The following is a 16,816-nucleotide window of genomic DNA, read 5'->3' as shown; positions in this document are numbered from 1 at the left end:
TAGTGCTTATTGCTGAAATTCCAAGCTCGCCTCAATCCTATATACAATTAAGGCATTAAATCAGTTATCAATTAAACAGTTTAAAGAATACGTCGTATTTGCGCCCACAGACCAAGTTTCCGGCACATTATTCAGCTGTTCTTCATTTACACCTATACAATCTAAATTATCTCCTTGGACATTCAGATTAATTAAATTCGTATTCTGACCTACATAAAGTGAGGTAAGAGAATTGCTCTGAATGTTAAGATTGGTTATGCTGTTGTTAGCTGAGATATCCAAAGACTGAAATCTATCATAGGTAACCATAACAGAGGTCAAGTTATCATTTTTCTCTAAAGTTAAGTTTCGAACTGAACTATTCAGTCCACCACTTATAAAACCAATTCTTTCTAAATTTACGCAATTGATTATCTCTAAATCGCCATAACCACCATTAACTCCACCCACTCCATTGAGTTGAGGACAATTCTCAATTCGAAGATTTTGAAAACTTATATCTAGACCGCCAACAAATGTCAACAATGGCAAATTCGATATTATGATATTATCATAATACGCATCTTGATTAAAAAAAACTGCCAAATTCGCGCAATCCTCAAGTACCGTATTATTTATTGTTCCGTTAAATAGCGTAAATTCTTTTATGTTGGGATGAGAAATTGCTGCTAATTCTTCAACTTCGCCAAACTCCACGATAAAAGATTCTAACAGAGGATGATTAGATAGATTGATACTCCCAACGTTTCCGCCAATTCGCAAGGATACTATTCTCGAAAAACCTTGTAAACCTGTCAAATCCATTCCATCATTGGTGCCAACAATTTCTAAGGATGTAACGGTGTTAATATTTTCAGTCAAAACGTAGTCGTCCAAAATATCATCGTAACCCAAATCAATCAACTGCTGTTCAAAAGCATCATCGGGAACAAAGGTTCTTGCTGCCAAGGTACAGCCCTCCTCGTCTACGCTATCCCCGGTTGAAGTTTCAGGACATTGATCCAAACTATCATTAACACCGTCTCCATCGCTATCTTTTTGGGTATCCGAACAACCATCTATATCTACACTTTCACCAGTGGTAGTTTCAGGACATAGATCCACATCATCGGTTACACCGTCATTGTCGGTATCCCTTTGTGCGGAGGAACACCCTTGTGAATTAACGGTCATACCACTTTCAGTACCGGGACAACTATCCCGATTATCAGTTATACCATCGCCATCACTATCTTTTTGGGAATCTGAACAGCCATCGACATCCACCGATTCTCCAGCTGGAGTGGCCTCACAATTATCGGAACTGTCTGGAACGCCGTCCTTATCGTCATCTTGTTGACTGTCACCACAACCAGCGGTATTGACGTCCTCACCGCTAGGTGTATCTGGGCATTCGTCCAAGTTATCCGCAACACCATCGCCATCACTATCTTCACCTCGTTGGTTATCACTACAACCGTTTTCATCAACGATCTGCCCATCTGGAGTATCCGGGCAAGTATCTAAGGTGTTTGGTATTCCGTCATCATCAGTATCATCATTTTCGACCTCTTGGCAACCATCTTCTCCTACAATAACCCCCGAGGGCGTATTGTTACAATTATCCTTTTCATCCGTTACACCATCTCCATCGGAATCTTTTTGCGCCCCGGAACAGCCTTGGGAGTCTACGGTTTGCCCAATTGCCGTATCCTCACATTGGTCCACATCATCGGTCACGCCGTCTCCATCAGAGTCTGATCTCTCAAAATTAGCGATGATTGATATGTTGGCGGTTATTTCTACAGTTATTGGATTGTTATTTTCTGAGATACCACCACTCCAATTTTTAAACTGAAACCCTTCTGAAGCCGTGGCAGTCAGAGTGACTTCTTTTCTTAAATCATAGGTGCCTTCTAAAGGGGAAACCGTACCACCTTCTGTTGGGTTGGCCGATGCGTTTACTTTGAATTGTTCAACCTTTTCGTCTTTGCTACAAGTGAAGAAAAGTAAACACATAATTAAGATTAGTACTAAGGGGTAGCACAACGGTCTTTTCATAAATATGGGCTTCTCAAAAGTTTACTAAACATATCATTATCGACGGTGATGAAAACGGCCAAATATTGGTTTTACCAAGCTAGGTAATTCAAGTATTATTAAGAGTAAGATAAAAAGATAGGTTGCGTAAGTAAATATCGACGAAATAGCCTAAAATATCGACTATCTAAATTACTTTTTCGATTTATATGGAGTATCAGAACTTTCGCTATTGGGCATCAATGATTTCACATTTCCGTTACTTGATTTAGAGAGTATGCAAAGTACATTTTCAATTATTGAGACATAGGTCAAAAAGGATAAGAACAATGGCCTTATGATAGTTCTATCCAAACCGTTGCGGCAAGTAGGTATCGCTACCGGTCTAGGCACGGAAAAGATTTTGACGGATAGTATTTGTAAGCAGGTTTTAAAAACGACCATGATTCCCCGTTTTAAAGACGACATGTACTATGAGGGAATAGCACAGGGTTTGGATTCGTTAATCAATAAATGGGAAGATTTCTGAGTTGGTTTTTTGCTGGTGTTACGCTTCCTATTTTCGGTTTAGAACTCCTTCCGAATGCAAGGATTTTTTCCATCCCCACTTCCAATAAAATACCTCTAAAATCGAATTTAAAAAAAGGTATTATCTTTATGTTCATCGCAACGAACGCACTTTTTATCGATTAAAGCACACATTTACGGTCTTAAAATTTATCTTGCGACCCCTATCCAGTGACCTATGCCCGAAATTTATCGAACCCCCCCAGCCCACAAAAAAGTAACACAATGCGTTGCATTTTGCCTCTTGGCACTGATGCTCTTTTTTATCGGGTCTTGTGAAAAAGACGAAGAAGTCGCGCAATTCGATCTCAATACTACGGTGTCCCCTTCCGAAGGTGGAACAATATCCATTTCCAGTGGAACTTTCGATTCCGGAGAAGAGGTTACTTTGACCGCTACCCCCTCGGAAGGATATGTTTTCATCAATTGGAGTGGCGCCGTTACCGGCGACCAAAATCCAATAAAAGTAGTTTTTAATGCCGACAAGAATATTTCCGCGAATTTCGAAAAGATGGATAGCGATGCCGATGGGGTTCCAGATGACATCGATTTATGTGATGACACGGTATCCGGGCAAATGGTCGATGCCCAAGGTTGTTCTTCAGCGCAGAAAGATTCTGACGGCGACGGGGTAACCGATGACACGGACAATTGCAACGATACCCCTGCCGGAGTAATCGTAGACGAAGAGGGCTGTGCGGAGGGCGTGAATAATGATAGTGATGGCGATGGTGTTACGGATAGCTTGGACGAATGCCCTGATACCCCAAACGGTGAAACGGTGGACGAAAATGGATGCAGTGACGGCCAAAGAGGGGATGATAGCGATGGTGACGGGATTACCGATAACCTAGACGAATGTCCCGAAACACCAAGCGGAGAAATCGTAGACGAAAGTGGTTGTAGCGATAGTCAAAAAGATGCCGATAACGATGGGGTTCCCGACAGTTCCGATACCTGCGAGGCCACTCCGGAAGGAGAAACAGTCGATGAAAATGGATGTAGTGATAGCCAGAAAGATAGCGATGGCGACGGAATTACCGATGACTTGGATGAATGTGCCGATACGCCAATGGGAGAGACCGTGGACGAAAAGGGATGCAGTGCCGATCAAAAGGACACGGATGGCGATGGCGTTCCCGACCTAATTGATCAATGCCCGGAAACCCCGGAAGGAGAACCGGTAGATGACGAAGGCTGTTCATTGGTGGCCCGAACCTTTGTACCGGACGACAACTTTGAGCAGCAACTTATTGATTTGGGCTATGACGATGTTCTTGACGATTATGTAATTACCGAAAATATTATTGCCGTAACGAATTTAGGCCTGAATGGCGTAAACAGCGATGTGACCGACCTTACCGGATTAGAGGACTTTGTATCGCTTACCTCCTTGTTTATAGCAAATATGACCACTACCTCGATTGATCTGGGGAATCATCCGCTTTTAAAAAGGTTCAATATGAACGTTAGTCAGGTCGAAGAACTATTGGCTGATTCCCATGAAAACATAGAGGAAATAGGAAATAATGCTTCCCGAGTGGCAAATGCCATAATTACCGATTGCCCAAAGCTTGCAAGTATGTTCATGCGGGAATCGGACTATGATAATTTGGTATTTACCGATAATCCGCTTATGATATTTTTAGGGGGCATAGACGATGCTTTTTTTGGCACTGTAAGAGTTGAAAATTGTTCCCAATTTACTGGAATATCCGGAGTACGATCTTTGGAAATCGTAAATTGTGAAAGCGTCACAAGTATTTTTTATAATCCCCAAGCGTTTGCCAGCTTTGGTATTCAGGATATTACCCTGAGAGGAAATCAAAACCTAACCGAAATAGTCGTTCAAAATGCAGGTTTGAATTCCCTACTGATTTCTGAGAGTGATGCCCTTTCGACAATCACCTTGGAAAATAACCCCATAACTTCACTCGACATATCGACCCTGCCGAATCTGGAAAACCTAACCGTTGTTGAGAATAATCTGAATTGTATTCAAGTAAACCAAAGCCAGTTGGATGCTATTCCTGCTACCTGGTCGGTTGGCGCTGCCGTTTACTCTTTAGATTGCGACCAATAATAGGGCTATAACCGTTGGAGGAGCATTCGTTGGCGGTTTACTTCTTTCGCATAAAGATGGTAATGGGCACTCCGGTAAAGTCAAAATTTTCTCGAATCTGATTTTCCAGATACCGTTTATACGGTTCCCTGACGTATTGCGGTAAGTTACAGAAAAAAGCAAACTGCGGATAAGGCGTTGGCAATTGCATGCAGAATTTGATTTTTACGTATTTCCCCTTGTAGGCCGGTGGACCGTATTTTTCGATTAGCGGCAACATCACATCATTAAACTTTCCAGTCTTGATTTTTTTACTTCGATTCTGATATACCGATACAGCGGTTTCAATAGCCTTGAAAATACGTTGTTTGTTCAAAACGGAAATGAACAGGATGGGTACATCGATGAAGGGCTCTATGGCCTCCTTGATTTTTTGCGTATACTGCTTCATGGTGTTGGTCTCTTTGTCTTCGACCAAATCCCATTTGTTTACTAAAATGACTATCCCTTTATTGTTGCGATGCGCCAACCAAAAAATATTGGCGACCTGCCCATCAAAACCGCGAGTGGCATCCATTACCAAAATGCAAACGTCGCAATGCTCTATGGCACGTACCGAACGCATGACCGAGTAGAACTCCAAGTCTTCCTTTACTTTTGCCTTCCGGCGAATCCCTGCCGTATCGACCAAATTGAACTCGAATCCGAATCGATTGTATTTCGTATCGATACTGTCTCGGGTGGTGCCCGCGATATCCGTTACGATATATCGTTCCTCTCCGATCAAAGCATTTATAAATGATGATTTCCCGGCATTCGGCCTCCCGACCACTGCGAATCGCGGTAAGTCATCGACTGTATCTTCCTTTTCGGGCAAGACTTCCACCAATGCGTCAAGCAGTTCGCCCGTACCACTCCCGTTGATGCTCGAAAGCTCATAGTATTCTCCCAACCCTAACGCATAGAATTCTACGGCATCGGCCGAGCGCTTGGCGTTATCTACTTTATTTATGGCCAAAAAGACCGGTTTTTTAACGCGCCGTAATAATTTCGCCACATCTTCGTCCATTCCGGTTACCCCGGCTTCTACGTCAACCATAAAGATGATGGCATCCGCCTCGTCGATCGCCAATTCTACTTGTTTATCGATTTCCTTTTCAAAGACATCATCACTGCCCAGCACATAACCTCCTGTATCGATTAAAGAGAATTCCTTCCCATTCCAATCGCTCTTTCCGTAATGTCGATCACGAGTTACCCCGCTTACGGCATCTACGATGGCTTCCCTACGTTGGATCAATCGATTAAAGAAAGTCGATTTCCCAACATTTGGTCTTCCCACAATGGCTACAATAGCTCCCATAGCTTTTTTAATTTTGGAGGGACAAAAGTAAGTTTATTAGTTTATATGTTTAGGGGTTTATGGCTTTAGTTTCAATCCATTCCGAGAGGTAATCAATTTCTTAAACAAAATTGTCATCAAACGATGGTGCTTCCCACCAGTGATTTGAAATTTTAAGATTTAGAATACACTGGAATACCGAGTGGTTTCAACAGATGCGAAACGAGCAAAAAAAAAAGATTGAGCCCAGCATATTACCAACGAAGGCTAAAATTTTTACTGCTAACTGCACCTATCCGTTGTATCCAAATCGTTTCAACTGACGGGCATCGCTCCTCCAGTTTTTGTTCACCTTAACATACAACTCGATATGCACCTGTTTTCCAAAGAATTTTTCAAGGTCTTTTCGGGCCTCGACCCCTACCCTTTTTAATGCGCTCCCCTTATGACCGATGATTATTCCCTTTTGGGAATCGCGCTCTACCATAATGACCGCCCGCATGCGAATAATATCCTCATCCTCAACGAACTCTTCAGTCTCGATTTCCACCGAATAGGGAATTTCTTTTTTGTAATGCATTAATATTTTTTCCCGAATGGTCTCGTTCACGAAAAACCGTTCGGGTTTATCGGTGAGCTGGTCTTTAGGGTAATACGGAGGTGCCTCGGGTAGTAATTCGATAATCCGTTCAAAAACACCTCTTACATTAAAGTTATTCAAGGCTGAAATCGGATGTATTTCGACAAGGGGAAGTTCCTGCTGCCAGTATTGTACCTGTTCTTCCAGAAGTTCTTGGGTTGCACCATCAATTTTATTCAATAACAACAGTACGGGAATATTCGTACTCTTTATCTTATCGAAAAAGCGTTCGTCTTTCAAAGCCTTCTCCCCAATCTCGACCATGTACAGGAGTACATCGGCATCTTCAAAAGCCGATTTCACGAAACCCATCATCGAACTTTGCAGCTCATACGCGGGTTTGATAATTCCTGGCGTATCGGACAAAATCACCTGAAAATCCTCACCATTCACAATCCCGAGGATACGGTGCCTTGTCGTCTGCGCTTTGGAGGTGATGATCGAGAGCTTTTCTCCCACAAAGGCATTCATCAAGGTCGATTTACCGACATTGGGATTACCTATTATATTTACGAATCCTGCTTTATGCGCTGCCATCTTTCAATTTTTTAAAATAGTCTTTCGCCGCTGCGTTCACTTTCGGTGCCAATAGCAGCACCGCGATCATATTGGGTATGACCATTAGTGCGTAAGAAAGGTCAATCAAGTTTTTTACCAATTCCAAGGAGGCTATAGCCGCGAAAACAATCATTAATACAAAATAAATATTGTAATAGTTTCCGATTTTGGCATTTGTCAAAAACGATAAACTCTTTACACCATAATATGAATAGGTAAACAAGGTAGAAAGTGCAAACGCGGTGACAATGATCATCAATAAATCATCGCCAAATCCGAAAAGGGTTTTTTCGAAGGCGCTCAAGGTCATTACGATTCCGCTGCTATCCTCAAGATACGCCCCACTCAGGATAATGACAATCGCAGTAAAAGTACAAACGAGAATGGTATCGATAAAAGGCCCCAAACTTGCCACTAATCCTTCCTTGATCGGGTTGTCGGTTTTTGATTGCCCGTGGTACATTGGTGCAGATCCGAGACCTGCTTCGTTAGAGAACATTGCGCGTTTCACGCCAATGATGACCAATCCCCAGAAACCTCCCGTAACGATGGTATCGAAGTTCCAGGCTTCGGTAACGATCATTTTCAGGGAAGGAATGACTTGGGAAGCATTCATCACCATAACAACGACCACCGCAATCAAATATACGGCGACCATAAAGGGAACGATTGCAGATGCCACTTTAGCGATTTTGGTGAGTCCCCCAAAGATGACGAATGAAGTAACTATAGCCAGTACGATACCAATGGAAAGCTTCCAATACAACTCAGGGTCTTCAATCGTACCGCCCAAGGCTACAAGATTCTCCTCAGGATTGATAACGGTCATGAAGGTATCGGTAAATTGGTTCGCGGTAAAGACGCCCAAAAAGCCAAAAAGCCCGCAAATCGCAAAGAAAATAGCCAAAGGACGCCACTTCTCTCCCAATCCTTTCGTAATGTAATACATCGGCCCTCCTTGCAGTTTCCCATCGGAATCGGTGCTTCTGTACATTATCGAAAGACTACAACTGTAAAATTTGATACACATACCAATCAAAGCTGTCATCCATATCCAAAAAACGACTCCGGGTCCACCGTCATGAATGGCAATTGCCACCCCGGATATATTTCCCAAACCAACCGTAGCGGCCACAGCGGCGGAGAGCGCCTGAAAAGAACTTACATCACCTTTGGCATTCTTATCATCATATTTTCCTGCCGTGATGGCAATGGCATGCCCAAAAAAGCGATAGGGCAAAAATTTGGAGTAAAAAACCAACAGTAACCCGCCGCCAATAAGTAGAATGAACATGGGCCAATTGGCATAGGTATTGGCGTCTTTTAAAAAACTGTTGAAAACTTCCATAGGTAACAAAATTCGAAGGTATGCAATTTAACTTTTTGGGAAGTTTAAAAAGAAATAAATATCGGTTTGATTTGGATAAGATAAAGAATCCGTTGTATATTTGTCCCCCATTACAAATAGTAGTGCTCGTCTTGTCAACGTCATGGGTTGTTGTTGAAAAACAGGTGAGATGAAATTCAAATCGCGGGATAGAGCAGTAGGTAGCTCGTCGGGCTCATAACCCGAAGGTCACTGGTTCGAGTCCAGTTCCCGCTACTAGAAAAGCTTCGGAGAAATCCGAGGCTTTTTTCGTTTGGATACGGTCGGGGAAAAGGCCACTGGTTCCCCCGACGCTTCGGGGCAGTTCCCGCTACTAGAGGACCCTTCAAGAAATTGAGGGGTTTTTTTAATTCTCACCTAAAACAAATCACTACTTTTTAAATGGTTGAAAAGCTTGTAAGCATCTCTCAAGTAGCACTGCTTAGTTTTCTGAAATTTCATTAAATCACGGAATGCGCTGTATAGCTACTACCCAATATTCATTTCGGTTAGGTTTTCCATCGATTGTATCGAAAATATCGTAAAAATTATACGAGTTTTGCTAAAAGAAACACCATGAAAAAACTAATTCAAATCTTCGGGGCTTGGTACGGCGCCAGGAAAATTGACGGCGGTAAATGTGGCTGTATCGGTACCCTTGTTGTATTTATAATCCTCTATTATATTTTGGGATATGTGCTAAAAGTTATTTAAAAAAGTCGATAGCTTACCATTTGCGCTATTCCTGACCGAGTTATCCTTCCGCTCTTTAAAGCAAAAAGGAATACCCCGATGTAATGATATCGCTCCTAGTGATTTTCATTTCCCATAACTATCTTCTTCGTAAAACAAACTCCGACCCCGCTAAAGTCTCAGGATCCAGTTCTTCTCCAGCTATCTTTAGTGTATTTTTTGCTAACAGAATGTCAATCGTGTCGGAGCTACCGCTGGCATCATCACCGAGTGTTAACTTGGAGCCGTTTAACTCCCAGGAGCCCGTAAAAGTGGTTGATACACCACTGGGACAAGCAATAATTTCGGGGTCGGTATGAATATAATGAATAGTACTTTCCGTGATTAGCGTTCCATCAGCTCGAAAATTGTACTGCAGGATCTTGCAGTCAATTGCCAATAACTCGGAGAGAATAAATTCCGCATTGGGCAATGCGGTGTTTGTGGCATCATCAAATACTTTGAATTCGGCTAGTTCCCATACCCCTCTTAGGTCGCCTTCGTCGATTGACAAATTATCATCGGCGGTACAAGAGACGAACAGCAGGAATAGAACTGAACATATCGGCAGTAAAAATGGTTTTGTTTTCATATTGTTTTTTTGAGATTCTTTTTCAATTGTACGATTTACGTCTCTTCAGCCTCCTTTATTGAATTTCGATTTCAAGCGCGTTGGGGCGGTATCTCGCTGTGAGCAGACCCCCCGCATCCGTCGCATCATCCGGGGTTGTTACCTCGAACCGCTCTAACACCAAAAGACCGTTTTGAGCATTTTCAATTTGACCGAGTACGTCGGGAGTCAATATAACGGTTTCCGCGCCCTGTGCATTTTGAGTAAAGATTTTGGTCTCGCCCAAATTTTGCGGGACTACCGTAGCCACTACTGACGATTCCCCAAGACCAACAGCAGCACCTTCCCATTTGATTTCGAAAGACTTCGTCCTATCTATAATGACAGGGGTTTCCGCATTAAAGTTTATTGGAGAGATATTGATATCATTTCGATATACCACACCGTTTGTATCGGTGTACGAGAACATTCCTTCCTGAACAAAGCCCGGTAGTTTCAATTCGTAATATCCTAAACCATCTAAAAAAGGAATCTCGCTACCATTGAATGAAACCGAAGCACCGTCGGCAAGTGCTAAACGAGTGCCGTTGTAGTTGCCTAAGGAAAAGGTAGCATTTACGATTGTCAATTCTTGGGCTTGGTCATAAAGTACGCCGTAAGCCGTATAAATTCGATTTTGGGAAACGTCCGAAGAACTCTCCGTTTCACATCCAACAAGGGTCGCGAATACGATGACTATCGCGATAATATTAGTATTCAACTTTCTCATGATTTTACATTTGATTTTGTGAAACAGAGAACGGGACTTGGTAAAGAGAAGTGTATTTTCAACGGAAAAATCTATGACGGACGTCTTTTTTTGACTTTAATCAACGATGGCCATGTATGATGGCGAAACCGAATGCCCATCTAAACGCCAGAATTTAATGTGTACGAGAGAAGTTTGTATGGGATGCAAGAAATTCGTTCAGAGTTTTTTCGCCCTAATTCGACTCAATGTTTCCTGGGTCATATTCAAATAGGAGGCGATTTGTCCCGAAGTAGCCAGTTGAAAAAGTTCTGGCCACTCAGCGAGCAATAATTCGTAGCGCTTGAGGGCTGGCCTTACTTTTGAAAGTGCCCCCAATTTGGCCAAGTCTACAAAATACTTTTCCAACATGACCCTACCGAAATGATTGAACTCCGGATACTCCCGATACATGAATTGAAGGTCTTGGTAAGTAAGCGAATACAACTTACTATCATTCAACAGCTCTATATTTTCCTCACATGCCGATTGGGTCAAAAATGATATCATGTGGGTTACGAAGTCGTGGTTACTCCAGAAATAATTGGATATTTTACTTGTACCGTCCCATTTGAATTGATGTGCAAAACCGAATTGCATAAAATAAATCTGAGAACACACCTCCCCTTCCTTCAAGAGCACTTTACCTTTTTTCTCGAAACTAATAGTAATTCTTGATTCCAACTCCGCCGCCGCCACATCACTTATGGGACTGATTTGTTTAATGTAGTCGACGACAATCATATAAGAAAGGTTATGGTCAAGAGCTTCGTTTCATTGCGCTCGGCCCTTTGGGAAAATGAAACGAATGGCTTTCGAAAAAAGAAAATTCGTTAGGCCAAAATAAGCATAAAGAGTAAGTATTGATAGGGCGAGAACTCGCTTTAGCCCTCTTTTTTCTTGATTTATATCAAAAAAAGGGGTGCTTGAACGAATTTCTGATCCTTTCGGCACTATATGCCAGTATGGTATAGTTTTAGAAAGTAGCATTTTCAAATACTTCTTAAATTCCTAGCTATGTCCTATCCTGTAAAAATTGTTCTATTCTTCCTGTTGCTACTTGTTGCTTCCTGCGAGACACCGCAAGTTATTCTTGAAGAAAAGGAAGATCGTATTCAAAAGGAAATAGAGGTAAACGCCAGTGAACTGACGAAAGAAGCCATCGCTATTTCGGACAGATTGGAGACCTACATAAAAGGTTATTTTCAAAACAAGAACGGAAGCGCTATTCCCGAGTCGCTTATCCCATTAGGTGTTGACTTTGAACAAAATAAGGACTTTTTTATCGAGCCCTTTGAAAATCTCGATGCTTCAAACCAATGGGCCGTAAGGGAAGCCGCTACGGTCGACCTTCAGAACGTAAAATCGGGAATACCCGATCCGCATGTTACCTACCTACTTCTAGGTACGGTACTGGCTCCATTTGGCACGAAGGTAGTTATCGAAGGGGACTACCCCTATGCGCGTTTTTTTAGTATTCAGGTAACAGCACCTTTCGATGGCAAATCGTTCTGCGCCAATAGGGTCATGGGGCCTACCGAGGTATCCTTGGCCGATGTGGATATCGATCCGCTACCTGGCCATGTCAATCCCTTTTTACCAGGCGCGGACCGGGGCGCCACGAATAGAAAATATCGTGTGGAAATCGATTTGGCCCATGGCGATCCCGTTGGCCTCAACCCTGATTTTAAACCCCCTTACCGTATGGAGGATAGCAAGGTTTATGGTGCTTTCCTTCAGAGCCAAGGAACTGGATATGCGCTATACAATGGAAAAGGCCCATGGAATATGGGTGGCTTATGGATTCGGTACTATGCCCCGGATACCGACAAGGGTCCTACAGCCGGTGTACCACTTCCAAAAATTCATTATGAACTACCGGACGGCACGAAATACTTCATTAATTCGGACTTTTCCGGTCTCCTGAAAACGGCCAACTTGGAACAACCTGCTGCTGAAACTTCTGAAATTGAACCCACTGCACCCATCGGACCTGGGATGGGATGGTATAAAAACTTCGGGATTTTAAGAGGCTCACTGGAGGGGGTCTATCAGTTGAACGGATGGGTTACGGAAGCCAATATGCAAAAAGTGCGAAACGAAGACTTACGTATTACCGGCAGGGGTGAATTTCAGCCTGCCCCCCATCATTATGAGCCATCTGCGACCGGAAACAATTACGCAACCTATATTGGACGCGGCATGTCCCTAGGCAGACAAAAGGTGGCCGTACTAACTGGTCAATTACCCACCTTTCCCGATACAAGAGGCGGTACGCCCGTTATGGAAACCGCTCAGTTGCGCTATTTCAGCATAACGGGATACGATGTTAGCGTATTTAGAAAAACCTTGGGCTCAGCTATGCATTCGGTCATGGACGACGAAATCATTATCGACGAAAACCGCAAGTATATCATCGTCTATTCACGACCCGAAGACCGACCAGCGAACGCCACTGCCGAAAACGGTGTGACCTGGGTGAATTGGGGGCCTACTTCGGACCAATCGTTAACGTTCAGATGGCTGAGCGTAGGACCAGAATGGGAATCAAGTCCGAACCCGCATGAAGAGGAGTTACCTTATGCTACGGCAGACTTGGCGGGTTCGCGATATGATGAGACACTCTTGGGCGGGAATACACACACCGGACACCTTGGGGAATACCTTCCCAAAGTGCATTACCTTAAAAAATTGGACTTTGAAGCCCTTGGGGCATCTTTCAGGTATAGCGATATTCCTGAATGGACCGATTAAATTGGAAACGGGAACTAGCTACCGAAACCAGTGCTCTATTTCAACCTGTGTTTTGCACTTGAAGTAGGAGCTTTGGTACCATTTCTAATCAAAATATTCAAAAATAGCATCTACAAAATTACGTTGACGCTTTTTAAGAGAACACACAGGTTCCGCTTCAGCCAAGCCCATCGACCTTGCGTCCATCCAACAAATGAATGACCCTTTTACCATATTCCGCATTTTTTTCGGAATGGGTAACCTGTATAATGGTAACCCCCTGATCGTTCAACTCTTTAAAAAGCTCCATAATCTCTTCCCCTTGTTTCGAGTTCAGGTTTCCCGTAGGTTCATCCGCTAGAATAAGTTTTGGTTTGGTAATAAGTGCACGCGCCACACCCACAAGTTGTTGCTGGCCACCACTCAATTGGGTGGGAAACAAGTCTTTCTTACCAACGATATTAAAACGGTCGAGCATATCGGCCACCATGGCCTTGCGCTCCGAACCTTTCATTTTTTTGTACAACAAGGGCATTTCCAAGTTTTCATAGACCGTTAACTCATCGATCAAGTGATAAGCCTGAAAAACGAAGCCGATGTATTGCTTGTACAAATTGGAGCGATGTTTTTCCTTAAGCTGATGTACGGGCTCATCCAAAAAACTATACTCCCCTTCATCGAAACTGTCGAGCATACCGATGACGTTGAGCAAGGTGGATTTACCGGAACCCGACGGGCCCATAACGGAGATAAACTCGCCTTCCTCGACTTGAAGATTGATGTCTTTTAGAAGGAACACCCGTTGTCCGCCCTGTTGTACCCACTTAAAAACGTTGTTTAGTTGTAGTAGCATAAATCTGTGTTTTTTTATGTCATTCCCGATCCTTGTACTGAACCTGTCCCCCTACTGGCAAGCTCGTTTCAGTAAAGACGGGAATCAATTTATATTCCTTTTCTAATTTCATTCCTAGAAATCTACTTACCAACAAATGGTCAGGCCCATTTGTTTCCCAGTCTATTCCGTTCGCAAACTCTTTACCGGATTCTGCATCGCAGCCCTGATCGTTCTAGTACCCACGGTCAACAGGGCTATCACCATTGCCAAAAGGCCAGCTGCAACAAAAAACCATAGGCCTAGATCTATCTTATACGCATAATTTTCAAGCCATTGCTTGAGAAAATACCATGCTATGGGCGAGGCGATGAAAAAAGAGATCAAAACCAATTTCAGAAAATCTTTGGTCAATAAAACGGTAATCGAGGAAACACTCGCGCCCAATACTTTCCGTACCCCGATTTCCTTCGTGCGCTGTGCAACTATCAAGAGCGACATAGCGAACAACCCGATACAGCTCAGGGCAATCGCGATAATAGAGCCGCTAGCTATCATGGTGGCCATGGTTTTTTCCCTTCGGAAGGTACGATCTACATTTTCATCCAAAAATGATCCAAGAAACTCCGCATTCGGCTCTATTTTTTTCCAAGCCCGCTCAACGGCTTCAAATGAACTCGCCATATTAACCGGTGCCACCTTTACGAAGGCGTATGACAGACCCGAATCCCTATCCAAGAAAAAGGTCAGGGGTTCGATCGATTTTGAAACATCCTGAAAATTATAATCTTTTACGACACCAATAATCGGTAATCTAAGACTATCGCTCATTGGAAGGAAAGCGGACAAGGGGTCTGGTTCGCCCAGTTCTTGGGCCATACTTTCATTGATAATGACGCTTTGAGTGTCGCCGGCATAGTTCTTATCGAAAGATCGACCTTGTACGAGTTCAAGGCCTAAGGTCTCTAGATAATCATAATCGACCACCAAAGTATGGGTACTGACCCCCCTTTCTTTATAATCGAAGCCCCAAATACTAGTGTGCTGGCTTCCATCTTTTCCCCGTCCCAGGTTATTGCTGGAAGCTGTTACGCTCAAAATATCAGGATTTCCCACGAGCTCTTCCCTTAGCAACTGAATGGCTTCATAACTGTTCTTTTTACCGTCTATGGGAAAAGAAAGTACCTGTTCCTTTTCGAATCCCAGGTCTTTGTTCCGCATATAATCCACTTGGCCCCATAACACCAAGGTTCCACTAATAAGCAAAATGGCAATCCCGAACTGCACTACCATTAAAATATTACGAACACGGTTATTTCCTGAACTTTCCAACTTTCCCTTTAAGGATTGAATGGTTCCCAATCTGCTTAAGGATAAGGCAGGATACCCCCCAACAAGAAGGGTTATTAAAAATACGACCGTGAAAATGCCCAGTATCGCGAATGGGGAAGACAACATATCTAAAGAAATGTCGGTACGGAACATCGTCTTAAAACTGTCTATCAACAACGCACAAAGAAGAATTCCTATGGCCACCGACGCTAAGAACACAAAGAGGCTTTCGCTCCAAAATTGAAAAAACAACTGCTTTTTCTGTGCGCCCAAGGTCTTGCGCATGCCTATTTCCCTTAGCCGTTGTGCGCTTTTGGCAATACTCATATTGATAAAATTCACGCAGGCGATAAACAAAATAAGAAAGGCCACCCCTAAAATAAGATAAGGAACAATTCGCACGACCTCAGCATAGCCCTTTCTAAAACTAGCAAAATGAACGTCTTTCAAGGGTAACAGTCCGATTTGACGATACTGTCCGTCCGAGTCGGCTATTGCCCCATCGCGTTTTAAATCTTCAATGGTCTCTTTGTAGTGTAGGTCTACAAAAGAACGGGTGTTTTTTTCGAACTGTTGGGCAGAAACACCAGATTGCAATTGCATAAAAACCTGATGGTACTGGGCATTCCACGTTTCCATATTTTCGAGGTAACCGGCATGGCTCTCGAAGGGAATCGCGATTTCAAACTCCAAACTGTTCTGCCTGTCGTGATTCCCTACCACGGCGGCTACGGTAAAAGGTTCTTCTTTTCCATCAATCAGGATAGCGATGGTTTCGCCAATGGCCTCGGCACTGCCGAACAGTTTATTGGATGTTTCTTCAGTGATGACCACCGAAGATTTTTCTTGCATTGGATTGTTCTTGTTCCCCTTTAAAACAGGAAATGTGAACATCTCAAAAAACGCGCTGTCGAGCCATACGCCATTGAGATTGATTTCTTTCTCACCGTAAATCGTAAGCGCTTCCTGTTCCAAAAAACGCGTGATTTTATCGACTCCGGGTACTTCGCTTCTCAGTGCATCTGCAAAAGGTGCCGGCTGGCTGGTTCCCGCTTCCGGACCTTTTGGGGTTTGTTGGGTGGAATACACCTGATAAATTCGATCTCCGTTCTCATGGAAATTATCGTACGAAAGGTCAAAAAAAGCAGCCATCGATAGTAAAATGGCAACTCCAAAGGCGACGGAAAGGCCAACCACGTTCAAAAAGGTAAAGGTTTTATCCTTCATAAGGTTTCGCCAACCGATTTTTAGATAGTTTTTAAGCATGATTTTCCC

The 16,816-nt window shown here is 43.2% G+C and carries 12 protein-coding genes, 1 tRNA gene and 1 pseudogene; 5 read left to right on the top strand and 9 right to left on the bottom strand.

Annotated features, from left to right (window positions below):
• Nucleotides 1–60: 60 nt before the first annotated feature.
• Nucleotides 61–1,998, bottom strand: coding sequence for a thrombospondin type 3 repeat-containing protein (locus tag FGM00_RS01375; RefSeq protein WP_175416169.1), 1,938 nt, complete (start codon nucleotides 1,996–1,998; stop codon nucleotides 61–63).
• A 346-nt stretch (nucleotides 1,999–2,344) separates the two neighbouring features.
• Between FGM00_RS01375 and FGM00_RS01370 the strand changes: the two are divergent.
• Together FGM00_RS01370 and FGM00_RS01365 are read left to right on the top strand one after the other, a co-directional pair.
• Nucleotides 2,345–2,548: pseudogene (locus FGM00_RS01370) on the top strand (TPM domain-containing protein); the annotation flags it as partial.
• Between the two features lie 216 nt (nucleotides 2,549–2,764).
• Nucleotides 2,765–4,669, top strand: a complete 1,905-nt coding sequence (locus tag FGM00_RS01365) for a thrombospondin type 3 repeat-containing protein (protein WP_138851187.1) — start codon at nucleotides 2,765–2,767, stop codon at nucleotides 4,667–4,669.
• Nucleotides 4,670–4,706: 37 nt separating this feature from the next.
• On the opposite strand, the gene der is transcribed toward FGM00_RS01365, so the two are convergent.
• The 3 genes from der to FGM00_RS01350 form a co-directional block, all read right to left on the bottom strand.
• Nucleotides 4,707–6,011 (bottom strand): ribosome biogenesis GTPase Der, encoded by a 1,305-nt coding sequence (der, locus tag FGM00_RS01360; RefSeq protein ID WP_138851186.1) that lies wholly within the window; start codon nucleotides 6,009–6,011, stop codon nucleotides 4,707–4,709.
• 271 nt (nucleotides 6,012–6,282) lie between these two features.
• On the bottom strand, nucleotides 6,283–7,167 hold the full coding sequence (era, locus tag FGM00_RS01355; protein WP_138851185.1) for a GTPase Era: 885 nt from the start codon (nucleotides 7,165–7,167) through the stop codon (nucleotides 6,283–6,285).
• Nucleotides 7,154–8,536 (bottom strand): alanine/glycine:cation symporter family protein, encoded by a 1,383-nt coding sequence (locus FGM00_RS01350; RefSeq protein WP_138851184.1) that lies wholly within the window; start codon nucleotides 8,534–8,536, stop codon nucleotides 7,154–7,156. Before FGM00_RS01350 ends, era begins: the two co-directional genes overlap by 14 nt.
• 182 nt (nucleotides 8,537–8,718) lie before the next feature.
• Between FGM00_RS01350 and FGM00_RS01345 the strand changes: the two genes are divergently transcribed.
• Nucleotides 8,719–8,791: transfer RNA gene (locus FGM00_RS01345), tRNA-Met, on the top strand.
• Nucleotides 8,792–9,130: 339 nt separating this feature from the next.
• On the top strand, nucleotides 9,131–9,268 hold the full coding sequence (locus FGM00_RS19725; protein ID WP_175416168.1) for a hypothetical protein: 138 nt from the start codon (nucleotides 9,131–9,133) through the stop codon (nucleotides 9,266–9,268).
• A 118-nt stretch (nucleotides 9,269–9,386) separates the two neighbouring features.
• On the opposite strand, the gene FGM00_RS01340 is transcribed toward FGM00_RS19725, so the two are convergent.
• The 3 genes from FGM00_RS01340 to FGM00_RS01330 form a co-directional block, all read right to left on the bottom strand.
• Nucleotides 9,387–9,878 carry a hypothetical protein gene (locus tag FGM00_RS01340; protein WP_138851183.1) on the bottom strand — a complete coding sequence of 164 codons (492 nt, stop codon included), beginning with the start codon at nucleotides 9,876–9,878 and terminating at the stop codon, nucleotides 9,387–9,389.
• Nucleotides 9,879–9,933: 55 nt separating this feature from the next.
• Nucleotides 9,934–10,626 (bottom strand): hypothetical protein, encoded by a 693-nt coding sequence (locus tag FGM00_RS01335; protein ID WP_138851182.1) that lies wholly within the window; start codon nucleotides 10,624–10,626, stop codon nucleotides 9,934–9,936.
• Nucleotides 10,627–10,824: 198 nt separating this feature from the next.
• A complete protein-coding gene (locus tag FGM00_RS01330; RefSeq protein WP_138851181.1) occupies nucleotides 10,825–11,388 on the bottom strand; it encodes a Crp/Fnr family transcriptional regulator in 564 nt (187 codons plus the stop codon).
• A 273-nt stretch (nucleotides 11,389–11,661) separates the two neighbouring features.
• Here FGM00_RS01330 and FGM00_RS01325 point away from each other — a divergent pair, with 273 nt between their 5' ends.
• Entirely contained in the window at nucleotides 11,662–13,398 is a 1,737-nt protein-coding gene (locus tag FGM00_RS01325; protein WP_138851180.1) for a hypothetical protein, read from the top strand.
• Nucleotides 13,399–13,555: 157 nt separating this feature from the next.
• Here FGM00_RS01325 and FGM00_RS01320 read toward each other — a convergent pair whose 3' ends face one another.
• Both FGM00_RS01320 and FGM00_RS01315 read right to left on the bottom strand, forming a co-directional pair.
• On the bottom strand, nucleotides 13,556–14,230 hold the full coding sequence (locus tag FGM00_RS01320; protein ID WP_138851179.1) for an ABC transporter ATP-binding protein: 675 nt from the start codon (nucleotides 14,228–14,230) through the stop codon (nucleotides 13,556–13,558).
• Nucleotides 14,231–14,392: 162 nt separating this feature from the next.
• Nucleotides 14,393–16,807, bottom strand: a complete 2,415-nt coding sequence (locus FGM00_RS01315) for an ABC transporter permease (RefSeq protein WP_138851178.1) — start codon at nucleotides 16,805–16,807, stop codon at nucleotides 14,393–14,395.
• Nucleotides 16,808–16,816 lie beyond the last annotated feature (9 nt).

The organism is Aggregatimonas sangjinii (assembly GCF_005943945.1).
Taxonomy (GTDB): Bacteria; Bacteroidota; Bacteroidia; order Flavobacteriales; family Flavobacteriaceae; genus Pelagihabitans; species Pelagihabitans sangjinii.
This window is presented reverse-complemented; position numbering and strand designations above follow the sequence as displayed.

Bases quoted from the DNA above. Each gene is read 5' to 3' on its own strand.
- FGM00_RS01375 (WP_175416169.1), bottom strand. From the start codon at position 1,998: ATGTGTTTACTTTTCTTCACTTGTAGCAAAGACGAAAAGGTTGAACAA.
- FGM00_RS01365 (WP_138851187.1), top strand. From the start codon at position 2,765: ATGCCCGAAATTTATCGAACCCCCCCAGCCCACAAAAAAGTAACACAA.
- der (WP_138851186.1), bottom strand. From the start codon at position 6,011: ATGGGAGCTATTGTAGCCATTGTGGGAAGACCAAATGTTGGGAAATCG.
- era (WP_138851185.1), bottom strand. From the start codon at position 7,167: ATGGCAGCGCATAAAGCAGGATTCGTAAATATAATAGGTAATCCCAAT.
- FGM00_RS01350 (WP_138851184.1), bottom strand. From the start codon at position 8,536: ATGGAAGTTTTCAACAGTTTTTTAAAAGACGCCAATACCTATGCCAAT.
- FGM00_RS19725 (WP_175416168.1), top strand. From the start codon at position 9,131: ATGAAAAAACTAATTCAAATCTTCGGGGCTTGGTACGGCGCCAGGAAA.
- FGM00_RS01340 (WP_138851183.1), bottom strand. From the start codon at position 9,878: ATGAAAACAAAACCATTTTTACTGCCGATATGTTCAGTTCTATTCCTG.
- FGM00_RS01335 (WP_138851182.1), bottom strand. From the start codon at position 10,626: ATGAGAAAGTTGAATACTAATATTATCGCGATAGTCATCGTATTCGCG.
- FGM00_RS01330 (WP_138851181.1), bottom strand. From the start codon at position 11,388: ATGATTGTCGTCGACTACATTAAACAAATCAGTCCCATAAGTGATGTG.
- FGM00_RS01325 (WP_138851180.1), top strand. From the start codon at position 11,662: ATGTCCTATCCTGTAAAAATTGTTCTATTCTTCCTGTTGCTACTTGTT.
- FGM00_RS01320 (WP_138851179.1), bottom strand. From the start codon at position 14,230: ATGCTACTACAACTAAACAACGTTTTTAAGTGGGTACAACAGGGCGGA.
- FGM00_RS01315 (WP_138851178.1), bottom strand. From the start codon at position 16,807: ATGCTTAAAAACTATCTAAAAATCGGTTGGCGAAACCTTATGAAGGAT.